General features: G+C 71.4%; 10 protein-coding genes. 5 read left to right on the top strand and 5 right to left on the bottom strand.

Going from position 1 to position 17769, the window contains the following annotated elements; all coding sequences use genetic code 11:
* Positions 1-34: 34 nt before the first annotated feature.
* From J5X75_RS38680 to J5X75_RS38700, 5 genes are all read right to left on the bottom strand, one after another.
* Positions 35-2590, bottom strand: a complete 2556-nt coding sequence (locus tag J5X75_RS38680) for a DUF5005 domain-containing protein (RefSeq protein WP_208472685.1) — start codon at positions 2588-2590, stop codon at positions 35-37.
* A gap of 271 nt (positions 2591-2861) precedes the next feature.
* On the bottom strand, positions 2862-4700 hold the full coding sequence (locus tag J5X75_RS38685; protein ID WP_504739693.1) for an MmpA family trehalose lipid delivery protein: 1839 nt from the start codon (positions 4698-4700) through the stop codon (positions 2862-2864).
* The gene (locus J5X75_RS38690; protein ID WP_208472687.1) at positions 4649-6499 is read right to left on the bottom strand and encodes a hypothetical protein; all 1851 of its coding nucleotides are present in this window, start codon (positions 6497-6499) and stop codon (positions 4649-4651) included. Before J5X75_RS38690 ends, J5X75_RS38685 begins: the two co-directional genes overlap by 52 nt.
* Positions 6500-6584: 85 nt before the next feature.
* The gene (locus tag J5X75_RS38695) at positions 6585-6860 is read right to left on the bottom strand and encodes a hypothetical protein (RefSeq protein WP_208472688.1); all 276 of its coding nucleotides are present in this window, start codon (positions 6858-6860) and stop codon (positions 6585-6587) included.
* Between the two features lie 17 nt (positions 6861-6877).
* Positions 6878-11530, bottom strand: coding sequence for a DUF5005 domain-containing protein (locus tag J5X75_RS38700; protein ID WP_208472689.1), 4653 nt, complete (start codon positions 11528-11530; stop codon positions 6878-6880).
* Positions 11531-11898: 368 nt separating this feature from the next.
* On the opposite strand from J5X75_RS38700, the gene J5X75_RS38705 reads away from it, so the two are divergent.
* The 5 genes from J5X75_RS38705 (at position 11899) to J5X75_RS38725 (ending at position 17755) form a co-directional block, all read left to right on the top strand.
* Complete coding sequence (locus J5X75_RS38705; RefSeq protein WP_208472690.1) at positions 11899-13104, top strand: nucleotide sugar dehydrogenase; 1206 nt, start codon at positions 11899-11901, stop codon at positions 13102-13104.
* Positions 13101-13889 (top strand): glycosyltransferase family 2 protein, encoded by a 789-nt coding sequence (locus tag J5X75_RS38710; RefSeq protein ID WP_208472691.1) that lies wholly within the window; start codon positions 13101-13103, stop codon positions 13887-13889. The genes J5X75_RS38705 and J5X75_RS38710 overlap by 4 nt, the downstream gene beginning before the upstream one ends.
* A complete protein-coding gene (locus J5X75_RS38715) occupies positions 13886-14908 on the top strand; it encodes an NAD-dependent epimerase/dehydratase family protein (protein WP_238490722.1) in 1023 nt (340 codons plus the stop codon). The genes J5X75_RS38710 and J5X75_RS38715 overlap by 4 nt, the downstream gene beginning before the upstream one ends.
* On the top strand, positions 14872-16134 hold the full coding sequence (locus J5X75_RS38720) for a polysaccharide biosynthesis protein (RefSeq protein ID WP_208472692.1): 1263 nt from the start codon (positions 14872-14874) through the stop codon (positions 16132-16134). The genes J5X75_RS38715 and J5X75_RS38720 overlap by 37 nt, the downstream gene beginning before the upstream one ends.
* Positions 16135-16234: 100 nt before the next feature.
* Positions 16235-17755 carry a peroxidase family protein gene (locus J5X75_RS38725; RefSeq protein ID WP_208472693.1) on the top strand — a complete coding sequence of 507 codons (1521 nt, stop codon included), beginning with the start codon at positions 16235-16237 and terminating at the stop codon, positions 17753-17755.
* Positions 17756-17769 lie beyond the last annotated feature (14 nt).

The raw sequence follows: 17769 nt of genomic DNA on the forward strand, positions 1-17769 counted from the left end.
ACCGGACGGGTCACGGCCCCAGGCCGGGCCCCGGTCAGGACGCCGCTGGTGCCACCGGCCGCGCCGCCACCACGTTGCTCGGCAGGCTGACGCCGCCGTAGCCGAGAGCGACCATCCGGAACTCGTAGTCGCGGCCGTTGACCAGGTCGCCGACGGTCATCGTGCAGCACGTGGTGACCGGGATGCTGGTCCTGGTGAAGCCGGTCTCGCCCGCGGACACGTTCCGGATCTCGACGTAGTGCCAGTTGTCCGCGCTCCCCTGCCAGGTGAGCGTCACCTGGCGGTTGCCGGGAACGACCTGGAGGCCGGTCGGCGCGGGCGGGGGCGGGAAGTCGGCGGTCTCGGTGTCGGGCGCCGACTTGGCCGACTCACCGGTGTCGCCCAGAGCGCTGACCGCGAACTCGTACTCGTGGGCCTCCTCGAGCCCGCCGGCGACCATCGTGCAACAGGTGGTGATCGGCCAGGCCAGCCTGGTGTACTCGGTCTGGCCCGCGGTCAGGTCCCGCTGGTACACGTAGAACCAGGTCCCGGCGGTCGCGTACGACCAGGTCAGCTTGATCGTGCCGTCGGACTGGGCGGTGGCGCTCAGATGCGTCGGCGCGGGCGGCGGGGGGAACTTCGCGGTCGCCGACACCGTCTCCGCGTGTTCCGACTCGCCGCCGTTGCTCGTGGCGGCGACCTGGTACTCGTACTCGTGGTCATGGACCAGCCCACCGGCGACCATCGTGCAACAGCTGGTGACCGGCCAGGCCAGCTTCGTGAAGGCGGTCTCCCCCGCGGTCACGTCCCGCTGGTACACCCAGAACCAGCTGGTCGCGTCGACGTGCGACCAGGTCAACCTGATGGTGCCGTCGGCCTGCGCGTCGGCGGCGAGGCCGGTGACCGGCAGCGGCCGGCTGTAGAACGCGGTCGCGGTGACCGTCGCGGACGCGGCCGAGGTGCCGCCACCGTGCACCGCGACCACGTGGAAGGCGTAGTCGTGGCCGTTGCCCAGCCCGGTCACGGTGAGGGTGGTGTCGACCGGGCTCGGGTCCCACAGCCGGGTCGCCCGGGTCTCGCCCGCGGTCACGTCACGCCGGTACACCTCGTAGCGCCAGACGTCGGGCACCCCGGTCCAGTTCAGCGTGATCGATCCGCCGTCCGTCGCGGCGGCGGTCAACCCCGACGGAGCGGCGGGGGCGGGAATCGTCACGGTGGCGGCGGCGGTCGCCGACTGAGGACCGGCGCCGGTCGCGTTGACGGCCGCGACGCGGAATTCGTACCGGTGCCCGGTGCGGTAGAAGTTGGTGAGCGTGCGCGACGTCGTGGACACCCCGGTCGCCACCCGGGTGAAATGCGTCTGTCCGGCCGTCACGTCGCGCTCGGAGATCACATACGTGAGCCCGGTCCCGGCCGGGGCCTGCCAGGCGAGCTGAACGGCGCCGGCGCTGCCCGGGGTGGCGGTCAGCCCGGTCGGTGCGGCGGGGACCAGCGCCGGGTCGGGTACCGGCAGTGGCCAGTTGACCTCCACGAAGCGCGGCCGGTACCGGGTGACGTCCGTGTAGACCGACCCACCGTCCAGGTTGTTGACGTTGTAGGAGACCAGCAGCCGGCCCGAGCGCGCCAGTTCCGGATGCAGCCGCGAGTCGTAGACCATGGCGCCCGGGATGCCTGCCGGCTCCGGAGCGGTGAACAGGACGGACGGGCCGGTGAAGGGACCGGTGGGCGACGTCGCGGTGTAGGCGACGAAGTCGGAGGAGAACGTCTGGTTCGTCTCCTGGGTGACCAGGACGTAGGTGCTGCCCACCTTCTGGACCCCGAACCCGGCGCCCACACCGGACAGCAGGCGCGCCGAGGCGGACTCGGAGCTGCTCCACGTGCTGCCGGTCCAGAACTGCCACGCGGTGGCGAGGCCACGCGAGGACCGGACCCGGGCCAGGTGCGCGAACCGGAGCTGGTCGGTGTCCTCGGCGCCGTAGATGTAGGTGTAGGTGCCGTCCTCGACGATCGCGGAGCCCCAGGCGACCCGGCTGCCGTACCCGAGGTCGGTGACGCTGGTGACCGTCATCGCCGGCAGGGCGAAGGTGACCACGGCGCTGTCGGCCAGCGCGAAGTCGAGCGGGCCGCTGCCGGTGGGGCTCATCCGCTGGTAGACGGCACGGAGGGTGCCGCCCTCGACGGTCGCGTCGCCGACCCAGTACCGGTCGCCGCTGCCGGCGGGCGGCTGCACCAGCGACTTCGGCGCCGCGGCCGTGCCACCGTGCAGGGTGTCGACGAGCTTCACCCCGTCCTGGAGCACCACCGAGTTATTGATCATGGGGGTGTTCGCCGGCAGGCTGCCGCCGGGGTTGACCGGACCGACCAGGGTGTCCGAGAAGAACCAGGCGTTGCGGCCGTCCGGCAGCGGCACGGACACGGTGCTGTCACCGCTGGTCCACTCGCCGCCGGTGTTGCCGTACGCGTTGAACTCGGTGTTGAGCGCCGCCGCGGACATGCCGCCGGCCGGCAGTGCCGCGGTCGCGGGGGTGGTGGTGGCGACCAGCCCGGTCGCCAGAACGGAGAGAGCGGCGGCCGTGGTGAGCGGCACGCGCAGCAGTGTGGTGATCGGCAAGGGACCTCCCGTGTAGGCCCCCATCCTTGATCACTTGATTTAAATGTGTCCATTGAGCGATGGTCGAGATGATCAACCCGATCAGACCTAGCCGCGAGCCCGGCATTGAACGATAATGATCAATTTCCTGCGGGGCCCGGAGACGGCGACAGCCGACCGGCGGGGCTGCCGGTCGGCTGTCGGTGTTACCTCGTTCAGCGGGAGCCGTAGGCCGCCGCACCCTGCTGCGGATTGGTGCTGCTCACGCTGGCGACATGGTCGGCGGAGGGGTTCAGGGCGCTGACCGCCGCGAACACTCCGACGACCCCGAGGATGCCCCCGGCAAACGTCGCAACAATGAACGTGGCCAGTTTGGCCATGATCTTTCCTCCCCGGTTCGGTGGGTGCGCGGACGGTACCACGATCTACTGCCCAGTAGCAGTAGTGCAAGAACCCCACTGATCACGACCGCCGCGGCCAGCAGGTGGGCGGACAGGATCGCCGCCCGGCGACCGGTGCCCGCCTCCCGGAGCACGGCGGGCGCGGCCGGGTTCTCCCACAGTTGAAGGTATCGACCGTCGTACACCAGGCGCAGGCCCGAGAGGGCAGCGGTGCCCGGCTCCTGAGCGCCCCGGGCCACCAGCACCCACCGGGTTCCGGCCTCCGCGGCGGGCCGGCCCCGGGCGAGCAACTCGCCCACCACGGCCGCCCGAGGGCTCTCCCCGTCGACCGTCACCGGCCCGACCCGCAACGCGTCGTTCATCAGCACCGGCACGTCCAGGTAGCGGGGCGCCGGATCCCGGATCACCACGCCGCCGCCCCAGGCGTACCGCTGATAGCCCTCGAACGGCAGCGACAGCACCTCCCCGGGCCGCTCCCGCACCAGAGCCGCCACCGCACCGAAGTCGGCCGGGTAGCGCACCGGCCGCAACTGCCCCAGCGCGCCGAACGCCAGGTCCGGCAGCAGCACGACGGGCAGCAGCGCGGCGGCGGCGAGCACCACCCGGCCGAGGGCCGCATCCCAGCGACGGACGAGACGTTCGGCGAGCAGCTCCGCGCCGAGCGCGAAACCCAGAGCGAGGACCAGGGCGTACGGGATGAGGAACTTCTGCCCGTCGCGCAGCAGCCCGCCGCCCGGCACGTGCACGACCGCCCACTCCAGCAGCCCGGCCGCCGGCGTCACCCCGGCCAGCGCCAGCAGGAACCCGGCGGCTGCCAGCACGAACAGGCGGACCGCGTCCTCCGGGCGGCGCCGGCGCAGCTCACGCAGGCCCGGCAGGGCCACCGCGAGCAGCAGCACCGTCACCAGCGGGACCAGCACCGACTCCCGGCTCGCCGGGACGGTCTGCGCGTTCCAGATGCCACCGGTCCCGGCCAGCGCCATCCACACGCCCGCCCCGTTCTCCGCCCGGGCCGCGAACTGGGCCACCCCCTCCGGGTCGGAGGTCCCCCCGGCCGGGCCGGTCAGCGCGGCCACCAGCCAGGGCGTGTTCAGGGCCGCCACGGCGGCCAGGGCCACGGCGGTCACCCGCCGCCGCAGCGGCACCAGCACGGCGACGGTCGCCAGCGCGATCAGGCCGCCGGTCGGCGTCAGCGCGGCCGGCGCGGCCGCGACCACCAGGCGGGGCAGGCCTCCCCGCCGCCCGGCGCGCACGTCACCCGCCGCGATGATCAGCCAAGGCAGGCAGGCGTACGCCAGGAGCAGCACCCACTGGCCCAGAAGCAGACGTTCGGCCAGGTACGGCGTCCACGCGTAGGCCAGAGCCGCCACCACGCGGGGCAGCAGCCGGGCGGTGGGCAGCAACCTGGCGGCGCCGAGCGCGGCCAGGTAGACGATCGCCACCAGCGCGATCCGTTGCAGCAGCCAGCCCGGCATCACGAAGCTCGCGGCCGACACCGCGGCGTCCAGCGGGACGGCCCGTGGCAGGGCGTCGGCCGGGGCCAGCATCTCCCAGGTCATCGGCTGCCGCGGCACGAAAGTCATGTCGTACCGCTGCACGTAGCCGGGCAGCGCCAGGGGCGCCAGCACCACGGCCGTCACCGTGGCGGCGACGCTGTGCAGAACCGGCCCCTGGCGCACTATCCGGCCGGCGCGGGAACGACGTTGCCCACCACGATCTCGTCGGTGCACACCCCGGCCGCCGGATCGGAGACCTTGAGCTCCAGCGAGTCGCCGCCGCCGTCGGCGAGCAGGAACATCGCGTTCAGTCCCTCGTGCACGTCGAAGGGCACCAGGGAACCGTCGCCGAGCCGCAGCGTCGCCGCCGTGTCGCGGTCACTGAGGTAGGCGATCCGGACCACGTGCCAATAGTCGATGACGCTGGAGGCCAGCGTGACCTGGACCGGCGATCCGGCGATCCGGTAGCCGCACCCCGGCTGCGGCCCGGGTTCGGCGGCGACGCCGGTCACCCAGGCCGGCCGCACGTGCCCGGCCTCGTCGAAGACCGACAGGTTGCGGGACTGGGTGACGAAGACCGGGCCGTCCTTCATCGGCGCGAAGAACTGGGACTGCTTGTTGTACGGCGCGGACAGCGGGCCGACCACCCCCTCGGGCACCGGCTGGTCCATGAACACCGTGCCGGCCGGCGCGGCGGTCAGGTCGGCGCGCGCGGTGGCCAGGTAGTCGCGGCCCTGCTTGATCGCCCACTGGTCGCCGAAGCGCACGGCGGTGAAGGCCGTGCTCAGCACCAGCGCCGCCAGACCGCCGACCAGCAGGCGGGGCGCCAGGGCGCTGCGGGTGAGTGCCGTCCATCGGGGCGCGGCGGGGGCGGTCTCGGTGTCGTCGCGCCGCAGGCCGCACAGCGCGGCCCCGGTGGCGATCGCGGCGACCACGACGACGTCGGCGAGGTATCGCGGCACCGCACCGGCGACGCCACTGAACACCGAGCCGAGCCGGGTCGCGCCGAGCAGGCCGGCGACCAGGGCGGCGTAGAGCAGCACGAGCAGCCAGGCGCGCCCGGCCGCGGCGCCGCGCAGCCACACGGTGAAGGCCACGAAGGCGAGCACCACGCCCACGCCCACCCAGCGGGCGATCACCGACGGCGCCGTGATCGGGGCGCCGTCACCCGCGCCCAGCCAGGCCCACGGGCCGCCGACCAGGCCCGGCAGCAGAGTGTGGCCGAACATCTGGGTCAGGAAGGTGGTCACCTCGTCGACCGAGGCCGGCTTGCGCAGCGAGGACGTCGACCGGGACAGGTAGAACAGCAGGAACGTCCCCGCGACGAAGGTGAGCACCGCCCAGGACTGCCACCACCGGGTCACCGTGGTGATCAGCGAACGGATCGGGCCGCCCCGCGTGTAGAGACAGAGCGTCATCAGGAAGACCAGGGCCACCGACAGGATCGCCTTCTCGAAGAAGGCCAGTCCCAGCAGCACCGACAGGGCCAGCGTGACCAGGTGCCGGGGCTGCCGGGTCCGGATGTACTTCACCTGGGCGCCGACCGCCAGGACCATGGCGAGCTGCATCGGGATCATGTTGATCCCGACCGCCCACCAGGAGCTGGCCTCCAGGGTGAGCGGGCTGAACAGGAAGACCGTCAGGGGGACCAGCAGACTCCAGCCGGGCTCCAGCATCAGGCACAGCAGCCGGTAGAACGCGATGCCGAGCACCGCCTGGCCGAGGACCAGCAACGTCAGGTAGGGCGCGTAACTGAAACCGCCGGCCTGGTGGGTGAGCCAGGTGACGAGCTGGCCGGCCGGCATCAGGTGGTTGTTGAAGAGCGTGAACAGATAGTCCGGCACGGCGCCGGACTCCTCCGCCATGGAGATCAGCGGGAAGTCGTCGAAGGCGAGGTACCCCCGGCCGGCGATCGCGGCCCGCGCGGCGACGCTCGCCACGATGAGCGCGGCGGCGACGGCCCCCACGGAGAGGCTGATGCCGGTAGCCGGAGAGGGCGCGACGCTGCGTTCGGGAGGTGGGGCCAAGGACACGACAGCAGGTTGCCACAGCGTCACCTCTTTTGACAGGGCGGGTGCGCAAATCGGCGGCGCCCCCGCGGACGCCGCCGATCACGTGTCAGAGGGCACGCCGCCGGTAGCCGGCGGCCCGCGCCTCCTTCTCGGTACAGAAGTAGTCGTCGACGAAGAAGTGCACCGTGTATCCCGGATCACCCGGAACCCAGTAGCTGTAGGCCGATGCGAAGGTGGTGGCGATGATCGGCCGCCCGCCGCACTTCACGACGTAGAGGGGGTAGCGGGCGAACGGGGCGATGCCGGGGAGGAAGCACGCGACGGTGTAGACGGCCAGCAGCCCCACGGCCACCCACCGCCGACGGAACCGTCGCGTGCTCATGCCCGGCCTCCGCTCGCTCAGTGGCGGACCATGCCCCGCTGATGGACGTAGCTCAACCGCGTGGCGACGGCGCGCTGGTAGGCGCGGTGCCCGGCGGCGTTGGGATGCATGGCGCCCTCCTTGTGGGACCAGCGTGCGGTGATCTGGTTGATGTACTCGCCGTTCCTCGAACAGGCCTCGTGCCCGGCGAACTCGGTGGAGAGCTCCGTGATCACCGGAATCGCCCCCGCCTCGGTGGCCGTCTGGCGGATGACGCCGTTCATCCGGGTGCCCAGCCTGCGGATCATCCGTCGCTCGGCGTCGTCGAGCCCGAGATCGAAGATCGCGTTGCAGTCACCCACACCCGGCGGGGTGATGAGCAGAGGATATCCAGCCACCACGATGTCCGCGCCGGGCGCCTTGGCACGGATCTCGCGGTAGGTGCTCCGCAGCGTGGCGGCCACCCCGTCGATGGTGTGGTTGAGCGCGAGCTCCCGGCCGGTGCAGGAGGACGTCGACATGACGCAGCTGGTGAGCTCGTCGGCGAAGCCCACGTCGTTGCCGCCGATCGTGAGGGTGATGAGCGTCGGGCCCGGCTGGCCGATGCTCGGGAACTGGTTCGACCGCATTTCCGGCACCACGGCACCGGTGCAGGCCAGATGCCTGGCCATCGAGGACGGGTAGTCGAGGAGCAACGGCCAGGCCAGCGGTGAGCGCAGGCATGCGCCGCCGGTCTCGTATCCGGCGCCGACACCCGCCGAGTACGAGTCGCCGAGGTGGTAGCGCCCCGAGTAGTGGACCTGTCCCCGGGTCCGGATCTCCAGCGGGGCCGACGCCGGGCCGACCAGGTCGCCGTTGGACGGGGTGACCCGCCAGCGGTACCACTTCCCGGCCCCGAGATAGCCGCCCTTGAAGGTGGTGCCGAGGACCGGTGTGGAGATCTTGGTCCAGCCGGCGTTGGGGTTGGCGCTGATGTCGGCGTACTCGACCCAGTAGCCGGTGGCGTTGGGTGTCGCCGACCACCACAGTTCGACCGACGAGGTGCTGGTGGCCGCCCCGCTCAGGACCGGGGCCCTGGTGAGCGTCACCGTGGCGCGGCCGGACGCCGTGTTGCTGGCCCCCGACTCGTTGCGGGCGTTGAACGCGGTCACCTTGAACTCGTAGGTGCGGCCGTTGACCAGGTTGCCGGCCGTGAAGCCGCAACACCGGGTGACCGGGATGGGCAGCTTGCGCCAGGAGCCCTTGGTGGTGGCGTCACGCTGGTACACCCAGTACCACACGTTCGGCGTGGCGCTGGCGCTCCAGGACAGCGACACCTTGCCCGCCCCGCCCGACGCCGTCAGGTTCGACGGGGCCGTCGCGACCGCCGGCAGCGGGGTCACCGACGCGACGCCGGACGGGTTCGCCGAGACTCCCGCGACGTTGAAGGAGTAGAGCCGGAACTCGTACCGGGTGCCGTTGCCCAGGTAGCCGGCGGTGAACGTGCAGCAGGTGGTCACCGGGGACTTGAGGCGCTTCCACTTACCGCCCTTGGAGCGCATCTCCACCCAGTAGAAGACGTTGCCCGTGCTGCTGGCGGTCCACCTCAGCACGGCCTGGCCGTCCCCGGCGGTGGCCGTGAGCCCGGTCGGCGGTTGCGGGACCGGCGGCATCGGGCGTGCGGTGACCTTGTTCGAGGCGGGACTGTCGCCGGCCGAGTTGGTCGCCGTCACGTAGAACTCGTAGAGGTGGTCGTTGGTCAGGTAACCGGCGGTCATCGTGGTGCCGCTGACCGGCAGGTCGAGCTTGCGGAACGACGAGTTCGCGGTGACGTCCCGCATCCAGACGTTGTAGAGCACGCCGGCGGTGCTGCTCGCGGTCCACCGGAGCGTCGCCTTCGCGTCCCCGGCGGTGGCCGTCAGGCCGCTGGCCGGGTTGGGCAGGGCGCTGAGCACGTTGACCCGGATGGTGCCGGAGGCCGCGCCCTCACCGGCCGAGTTGGCCGCGGTCACCTTGAACTCGTACTGCGAGCCGCCGGCCAGGTACCCGAGCGAGATGTACGGCGTGCTCACCGGGAACTCGCTGCGGCTGAACGTGGTCTGCCCGGTCGTGACGTTGCGCCAGTAGGCGTAGTAATAGAGGTTGGGCGCGGGTGGCGTCCACGTCAGGTCGACGTTGCCGGGGCCGGAGGAGACGCCCTGGAGGCCGGTCGGCGCCCCGGGCCGCTGCACCGTGGCGGTCGCCGCCGCGGTCGCCGACACCGGCCCGGAGCCGGCCCCGATCGGGCTGACCGCGAGAACCCGGTAGTGGTAGGTGTGCCCGAAGGTGAGGTACCCGGCGGTCATCGAGCAGCACTCGGTCACCGGCAGGGCCAGCTGCCTGAAGTCGGTCTCGCCGGCGCTCACGTCCTTCGTCTGGACGTAGTACCAGAGTTCCGGGCCGGCCGAGTTCCAGGCGAGTTGAATGTCGCCGTTCGCCAGGGAGGTCGCGGTGAGCCCGGTGACCTGCACCGGCGGCGGTGGCAGGGGCTTGACCGTGGCCGCGTTCGAGAATCCGGACTCGCCGCCACCACCGTCGATGGCCGCCACCCGGAACTCGTAGGTGTCGCCGTTGGTGAGGAATCCGGCCCGCATCGTGCAGCAGGTGACGACCGGCTCCGCCAGCCGGGTGAAGGTGGGCTCCTCGTCCGTGACGTTGCGCATCTCGACGACGTACCAGACGTTCGGGTTGTCTCCGCCGGTCCAGGTCAGGTCCGCCACGCCGTCTCCGGCCCGGACGGTCAGGCCGCTCGGGGCGGACGGCGGGGCGAGCGTGGCGGTGGCCGTGACGACCGGGCTGGTCTCGCTCTCGCCGAGCCGGTTCACCGCCCCGATCTTGTACTCGTACTCGTGGTTCGGCACCAGATAGCCGGCGGTCATCTCGGAGCCGGTGGTGACCGGGAGCTCGAGGCGGGTGAACTCGGGTTCCTCCGCGGTGACGTCACGCTGGTAGACGTAGAACCAGTCGTCCTCGGCCGCGTGGTCCCAGTTCAGCTTGATCGTGCCGTCGCTGACCGGGCCGGCGGTCACGCCGCTCGGAACGTCGGGGACTTCGAGGGCGACGTCGACGCGGGCGGTCTCCGACGTGTCGGACTCCCCGGCGGTGTTGGACGCCGTCACGGCGAACTCGTACTGGTGGGCGTCGTCGAGCGCCTCGACGGCGACCTCGGTCTGCCCGGCCTCGACCGTCTCCACCGGCAGCAGGGCGGTCTCCCCGGCGGTGATGTCACGCATCGCGACGTCGTACTCCTCGGCCCCGGCCACCGGTTCCCAGGAGACGGTCGCCGTACCGACCTTGTCGGCCTCGGCGCTGACCTCCTCGGGGGCCGGCGGCTCCAGCACCCGCACCGGCGTGGTGATCACCGCGCTGGCGGCGCCCTCGCCCTCGGCGTTGGCCGCGGTCACCTTGAACTCGTAGGTGTGCTGGTCGATCAGGCGGTCCGGGGTCAGGCTGGTCCCGGTGACGGCGGAGACCTCCCGGGCGAAGTGGGTCTGACCGGCCGTGAGGTCACGCCGGTACACCCAGTAGTTCAGATCCGATCCGGACGGCGCCGTCCAGCCGAGGGTGACGGCACCCTCCGAGTCGGCGGTCGCGGCCAGGCCGGTGGGGGCGCCCGGCACGTCGCCGGGGGCCGGGCGGGGCCAGTCCACCTCGACGAAGCGCGGGCGCCCGTTGCGGACGTCGGCGTACACGTCGTCGCGCTGGAGGGCGCCGACGGCGTACGACACCAGCAGTTTGCCGGAGCGGGCCAGGTCCGGGTGCAGGCGCGCGCCGGAGACGTGGAGCAGCTTCTCGCCGGCCGTCGGCTCCGGTGACCGGTGCAGCGGGACGGGGCCGGTGAACGGCCCGGTCGGTGACGGCGCGGTGTAGGCCACGAGCCACGGGTCGAACGGCAGGTGGCTGTCCTTGGCGACCAGGATGTACTGGTCGCCGCGGTGGATCGTGCCGAAGGCCGACTGGACGCCGCTGAGCAGCCGCACCGACGTCGACTCCTGGGCGGACCATCCGGAGCCGGTCCAGTACTGCCACGCGCCGCCGATGTTCCCGGCCGGCACCCGGGCGAGGTGCGCGAACTGGATGTCGTCGGTGTCGTCGCCCTCGGTGCCGTAGATGTAGGTGTGGTCGCCGTCGGTCAGGATCGACGCGCCCCAGGCGATGGTGGCGCCCTGCGTCAGCGGGTCGACCGAGGTCACGCCGAGGTCCGGCAGCGAGAAGGTGACCAGGGCGGCGCCGACGTGCTCGAAGTCCAGCGGCCCCTCTCCGGTCTTCTTCTTCCGTTGGTAGACGGCCTTGACGGTGTCGCCTTCCACCACCGCGTCGCCGATCCGGTAGAACTCGTCCTCGGCGGGAGCCTCGATCAGGGCCTCCGGGGCGCCGGCGACGCCGCCGGTGAGCGTGTCCACGAGGCTCGAACCGTCCTGCACCACGACCGAGTTCCTGACGAGCGGTGTCTCGGCCGGGACCGACCAGTCCTCGGCGACCGGCCCGATCACCGTGTCGGAGAACAGCCAGACGATCCGGCCGTCCGGGAGGAGCACCGAGGCCGTCCCGTCACCGGCGGCCCACTTCTCGTCGCCGGCCGAGTAGCCGGCGAACATGGCCTCCACCGCGGAGCCGGACATGCCGCCCGCCGGCGGGGCGGCGAGCGCTGTCTCGGCTCGCGTGGCCGTCACCGCGGTGACTGCCAGAAGAGTGAGGACGAAACCCCTGCTCAGCGCACGTAATCCAGGTAAGTACACAGATGTCCCCCGTGATGATCATCAATGGTTGCCAAGACTGTGCACGAGAAGCGGGCCACGAAGAAGGGGCGCGCACGAAGTGACGCCAATGGATCAACGTCATCATTGATCATCGATGTCGTGATCATGGCCGTCACCGATCAAAACGGGCGGCTTCCTCACCTTCGAATCGGCGCCTCCGATGAGGGAACGCATCCGTCCGGGCCGGACCGACCGGAGGCTAGACCTGAGAGTGACTCACCAGTAACCTGCACGAGCCGACACAGCGCCGAAACAACGGCGCCTGGCGATTGTGAGGCGAAATGACCGATTCCCCGAACGCCCCGAGCGTGGACGTCTGCGTGGTCGGCGGCTGTGGCCGGGTGGGCCTGCCGCTGGGCATCGCACTCGCCTCACGAGGGCTGTCCGTGCTGCTGTACGACATCGACGCGGCCGCCGTGGACCGGGTCAACTCGGGCGTCATGCCGTTCGACGAGGAGGGCGCCGCCGAGCCCCTCGCCGAGGCGCTCGCGGCCGGCCGGCTGCGCGCCAGCACCGCGCCGGAGAGCGTGGGGCGCGCCGAAGCCCTGGTCGTCGTGGTCGGCACCCCCGTCGACGAGCACCTCAACCCGGACCTGGGCGCGGTTCCGCGGGCCATCGAGCGCTGCGTCGAGCACCTGCACGACGGCCAGCTGATCGTCCTGCGCAGCACCGTCTACCCGGGCGTGACGGCCCTGACCGAGAAGCTGCTGAACAGCCGCGGCCTCACCGTCGACGTGGCGTTCTGCCCGGAGCGGATCGCCGAGGGCCGGGCCATGACCGAGCTCTTCACGCTGCCGCAGATCGTCGCCGCGCGTACCCCTCAGGCTCTCGACCGTGCCGAGAAGCTCTTCCGGCACCTGACCGACTCGATCGTCCTGCTCGAACCCGAGGAGGCCGAGCTGGCGAAGCTGTTCACCAACACCTGGCGGTACCTCAAGTTCGCGGCCGCCAACCAGTTCTGGATGATGGCGAACGACTTCGGCCTCGACTTCGCCCGGATCCGGCACGCCGTGTCGTTCGACTACCCGCGCGCGGCCGACCTGCCGATGCCGGGCTTCGCCGCCGGGCCGTGCCTGCTCAAGGACACCATGCAGCTGGCCGCGTTCAACCGGAACAACTTCGTGCTCGGCCACTCGGCGATGCTGATCAACGAGGGTCTGCCGCTCTACCTGGTGTCGCGGCTGGAGGACCGGTTCGACCTCAGCGAGCTGAGCGTCGGCATCCTCGGCATGGCGTTCAAGGGCGGCAGCGACGACTCGCGCGACAGCCTGGCCTACAAGCTGCGGAAGATCCTCACGCTGAAGGCGCGGGAGACCCTCTGCACCGATCCGTACGTGCGTGACGACCGTTTCCTGCCGCTCGACGACGTCCTCAAGCGCGCCGACCTGCTGGTGATCGCCTCGCCGCACCCGGACTACCGGCAGCTGGACACCGAGAAACCGGTCATCGACATGTGGGGCCTAACCGGACAGGGGGTGCTGGTGTGACGCCACGGGTCTCCGTCGTCATCCCGGTCTACAACGAGGGGCCGGAGGTGGTCCGCCACCTGGAGCGGATCCTGCGGGAGGTGCTGCTGCCGGCCGAGATCCTGGTCGTGCACGACATGCCCGAGGACACCACGGTGCCGTACGTCGAGGAGCTGGCCCGGACCGATCCGCGGGTGCGGGCCGTGCTGAACACGTACGGCCGGGGCCCGGCCAACGCCATCCGGTTCGGCATCGACGCGGCACGCGCGCCGGTGGCGGTCGTGACGATGGCCGACGGCTGCGACGACCCCCGGCAGATCGACGACCTGGCCCGGCTGGTCGACCGCGGCGTGGTGGTCGCGGCGGCGTCCCGCTACATGCCCGGCGGCCAGCAGGTGGGCGGTCCGCGGTTCAAGCGGATGGCGTCGCGGTGGGCCGGCAAGACGCTGAGCATGTTCGCCCGGGTCGGCACCCGGGACGCCACGAACAGCTTCAAGGCGTACGACACCGACTTCGTCCGCGAGGTCGGCATCGAGTCGAACACCGGTTTCGAGATCGGCATCGAGCTGACCGCCAAGGCGACCCGCCTGCGCCGCCCGGTGGCCGAGATCCCGACGATCTGGCTCGACCGGCAGCTCGGCGAGTCGCACTTCGACGTGGGCCGGTTCATGCCGAGCTACCTGCGCTGGTATTTTTTCGCGTTCGGCCGGCGTGTGTCGGACGAGCAGATGGCCGCCCGCTGGGCGGAGAAGAGGCCCGCCGCCAGCTTGGCGGCGGCTCGTGACAGGGAGGACACGCCCGCATGAAGGTGCTGGTCACCGGCTCAGCCGGCTTCATCGGCGGATATCTGGTCGAGGAGTTGCTGGGCCGCGGGCACGAGGTCGTCGGGCTGGACAACTTCTCGAAGTACGGGCCGGTGTCGCACAGCTACGACGATCACCCGAACTACTCGTTCACCGAGGGTGACGCCCGGGACACCGAGCTGGTCGCGAGCCTGCTGGAGGGCTGCGACCACTTCGTCGCCGGGGCGGCCATGATCGGCGGGATCTCGTACTTCCACGCGTACGCGTACGACCTGCTCGCCACCAACGAGCGGATCATGGCGGCCTCCTGCGACGCGGCGATCAAGGCGCACCAGGCCGGGACGCTGAAGAAGATGACGTACGTGTCGTCGTCGATGGTCTTCGAGTCCACCGACCGCTGGCCGAGCCGCGAGGGTGACCAGCACGAGGTGCCGCCGCCCAAGTCGTCCTACGGTTTCCAGAAGCTGGCCGTGGAGTACTACGCCCGCGCCGCCTGGGACCAGTACCGCCTGCCGTACACGATCGTCCGGCCGTTCAACTGCGTCGGCATCGGCGAGGGGCGGGCGCTCGGCTCCACCGAGGTGATGTCCGGCAACGTCAAGCTGGCCATGTCGCACGTCGTCCCGGACCTGGTGCAGAAGGTGCTGAAGGGTCAGGACCCGCTGCACATCCTGGGCGCCGGCGACCAGGTGCGGCACTACACCTACGGCGGGGACCTGGCCCGCGGCATCGCCACCGCGATCGAGCACGAGGCCGCCCTCAACGAGGACTTCAACCTCTCGACCGCCGAGTCGACCACCGTGCTCCAGCTGGCCGAGGTGATCTGGCGCAAGATCAACGGCCCGGACACCCCTTTCCGGTACGTCAGTGACGAGCCCTACGCGCACGATGTCGCGATGCGCGTGCCGGACGTCGCGAAGTCCCGCGAGGTGCTCGGCTTCAGCGCCGACACCAGCCTCGACACGATGCTGGACGAGGTGATTCCGTGGATCAAGCAGGCGGTCGAGGAGGGACGGCTGTAGCGGCTCCGGCCGGCGGCACAGCCCGGCGGATCGGCGCCGGAGCGGCCGCGGTCGCGATCGCCAGCGCGGTCGCCAGCGCTCTGGGCTACCTCGTCCCGGTGCTCGGCGCCCGTACCCTCGAAGCCTCTGACCTGGGCGCGCTCGCGACCGTGCTGGCCATCGCCGGCATCGCGGCCGTGCCCAGCATGGGACTGCAGATCGCGGTGGCCGTGCACCGGGTCCGGCAACCCGGCGCCGGAGCCCAGCGGGCCGGATGGCTCACCGCGGCCGTGTGCACCGCGCTGGTCGCCCTGCTGGCCCCGGTGGCCGGACCGCTTCTCGACGTGCCGGCCACGGTGATCCTGCTGCTGGCCGTCTACACCGGCGCGATCGTGGCGGCCGGCCGCTGGCTCGGTGAGCTCCAGGGCGACGAGCGGTTCCTGCTGCTCGCCGTGGGCATGGCCGTGCAGGCCGTCGGCCGGTACGGCGGCCTGAGCGCCGGGCTGCTGCTGGGCGCCGGGCTGACCGGGTCGATGCTGATCGGCACCGCCACCGCCCTGCTGATCCCGGTCGCGCTGATCCTGCTGACCCGCTCCTCCGCCGGTGCCGCCACCGGGCTCGGCATCACCGCGAAGCAGGTCTTCACCGCCTGTTCGGCCACCCTCGCGATGCTCGTGGTCTCCTACGCCGACCTGCTGCTGGCCCGCGCGGTGCTGCCGGCCGCCGCCTCGGGCGCGTACGCGGTCGGCACGGTTCTCACCAAGGGCGCGATCTGGGCGCCCCAGGTGGTCACCGTGCTCGCGCTCCCCCGGCTCGCGCACGGCAGCAGGCGCGCCCTGCTCGTCGCGGTCGGGCTGGTCACCGCGTCCGGCGCGGTCCTGGTCACCGCGTCCGCGCTGGCCGGTGGGCTGGCGTTCGGGGCGGCCGGCGGCCCGGACTACACCGGGCTGGGCCGGTACGCGCCGGTCTTCGCCGCCACCGGCGCCCTCTACGCCCTGGTGTTCGTGCTGGTCAACGCGCAGGTGGCGGCCGGATCCCGATGGCCGTCCGCGCCCATGTGGGCGGGCTGCGCGGTGCTTGTCGCGGCCACCACCGTGGTGCCCCACACCTTCACCGCGATCATGTGGTGTGCCACCGGAACCGCCCTCCTGGTGCTCGTGGCTACGGCGTTGATGCCCAACGTCGCGCGGCGGCGCGGGTTGCGGCCGTCTCCCTCGTCTGGAACAAAGGTTCCCGAGTCGGATTAAGCCGTCCAGTCGGTATTAGTCGTGCGGTGTCCTTTCACGTCGCAATCGACCCCTGTGCCTGGCTACCTTCGCCGCACCCTCCCCGGCAGAAGGAGCACACATGGCAGACAGCAACATCGACCGGCGGACTCTGCTCGCCGGAACCGCGGCGGTCGCGGCGACCGTGAGCACGACCGGCATCGCCGCGGCGGCCGCGCCGGCACACGCGGCCGCCCCGGGCGCGCCTGCCGCGCGGGCCGACTGGAAGCACGGAGGCGCCGGCACCCGGGGCAGCGAGATCGCGGTGAAGGCCGGCCGCGACAAAGAGGGCCGCTTCGGCATCATGTTCAAGAACACCGAGGCGTACGCTCCGCCGGAGGACCTGCTGCGGAGCCTCGCCGCGCAGATGGGCGAGCCCACCACACCGAACCCGACCGATCTGGACAACCCGCGCATCCCGGCCGGGTTCACGTTCCTCGGTCAGTTCATCGACCACGACATGACGCTGGACCGGACCCCGCTGGCGGAGGCGCAGGCCGACCCGCTGGCGCTCACCAACTTCGACACCCCGGTGTTCGACCTCGGCTCGCTCTACGGCCGGGGCCCGGACCAGGACCCCGATCTGTACGAGGCCGACCGCACCCGGATGAAGATCGTCCGTAACGCCAACGGCGTCGACGACCTGCCGCGCCGGGACGACGGCAGCGCCATCATCGGCGACGCCCGCAACGACGAGAACCTGATCGTCGCGCAGCTGCACCTGGCGTTCGCCAAGTTCCACAACCGGGTGCTCTCCGAGGGGCTGGCGAGCAACCTGGCCGAGGCGCAGCGGATCACCCGCTGGCACTTCCAGTGGGTGATCATCCACGACTTCCTCGACAAGATCGCCGGGTCCGAGGTGGTCGGCCGGTTCCTCGACAACAAGGGCAAGGTCAAGCGGGAGTTCTACAAGCCGAAGAACCCCAACCGGCCGATGATGCCGATCGAGTACTCGGTCGCGGCGTACCGCTTCGGGCACAGCATGATCCGGGCCGGGTACCTGCTCAACGCGCGCACCACCCCGCCCGGCGCGGCCGCCATCTTCGGCCAGGAGGGCGCCGACCTGCGCGGCAACCGGCCGCTGCCGGCCCGGCTCGAGATCGACTGGTGGCACTTCTTCGACGTGCCCGGCCGGCCCGCCACGCCCCGCAACGCCGCCCGCCGTATCGACGGCAAGCTCTCCCTGCCGCTGTTCAACATGCCCGCCACCGTGGTGAACGACGGCACCCCGTCGCTGGCCGAGCGCAACCTGATCCGTGGTGTCCGGCTGGGCCTGCCGGCCGGCCAGGACGTCGCCGCTCGGATGGGCGTCACCCCGCTCACCAACGCCCAGCTCGGCCTGCCCGACCCGGACAACGCCGGCTGGCAGGGCAAGGCCCCGCTTTGGTTCTACATCCTCAAGGAGGCCGAGCTCACCCACGCGGGCGAGCGGCTCGGCCCGGTCGGCGGCCGGGTCGTCACCGAGGTCATCCTCGGGATCCTGGAGGCCGACAAGGAGGGCTTCCTCAAGCGGAACCCGGGCTTCCGGCCGACCACGCCGATCGCCCCGGCCACCGGCCAGTTCAAGGCCGGCGACTTCGTCAAGTTCGCGCTGAACCTCTGAGCGTGACCACGGGA

The organism is Actinoplanes flavus (assembly GCF_017592555.1).
Classification (GTDB): domain Bacteria; phylum Actinomycetota; class Actinomycetes; order Mycobacteriales; family Micromonosporaceae; genus Actinoplanes; species Actinoplanes flavus.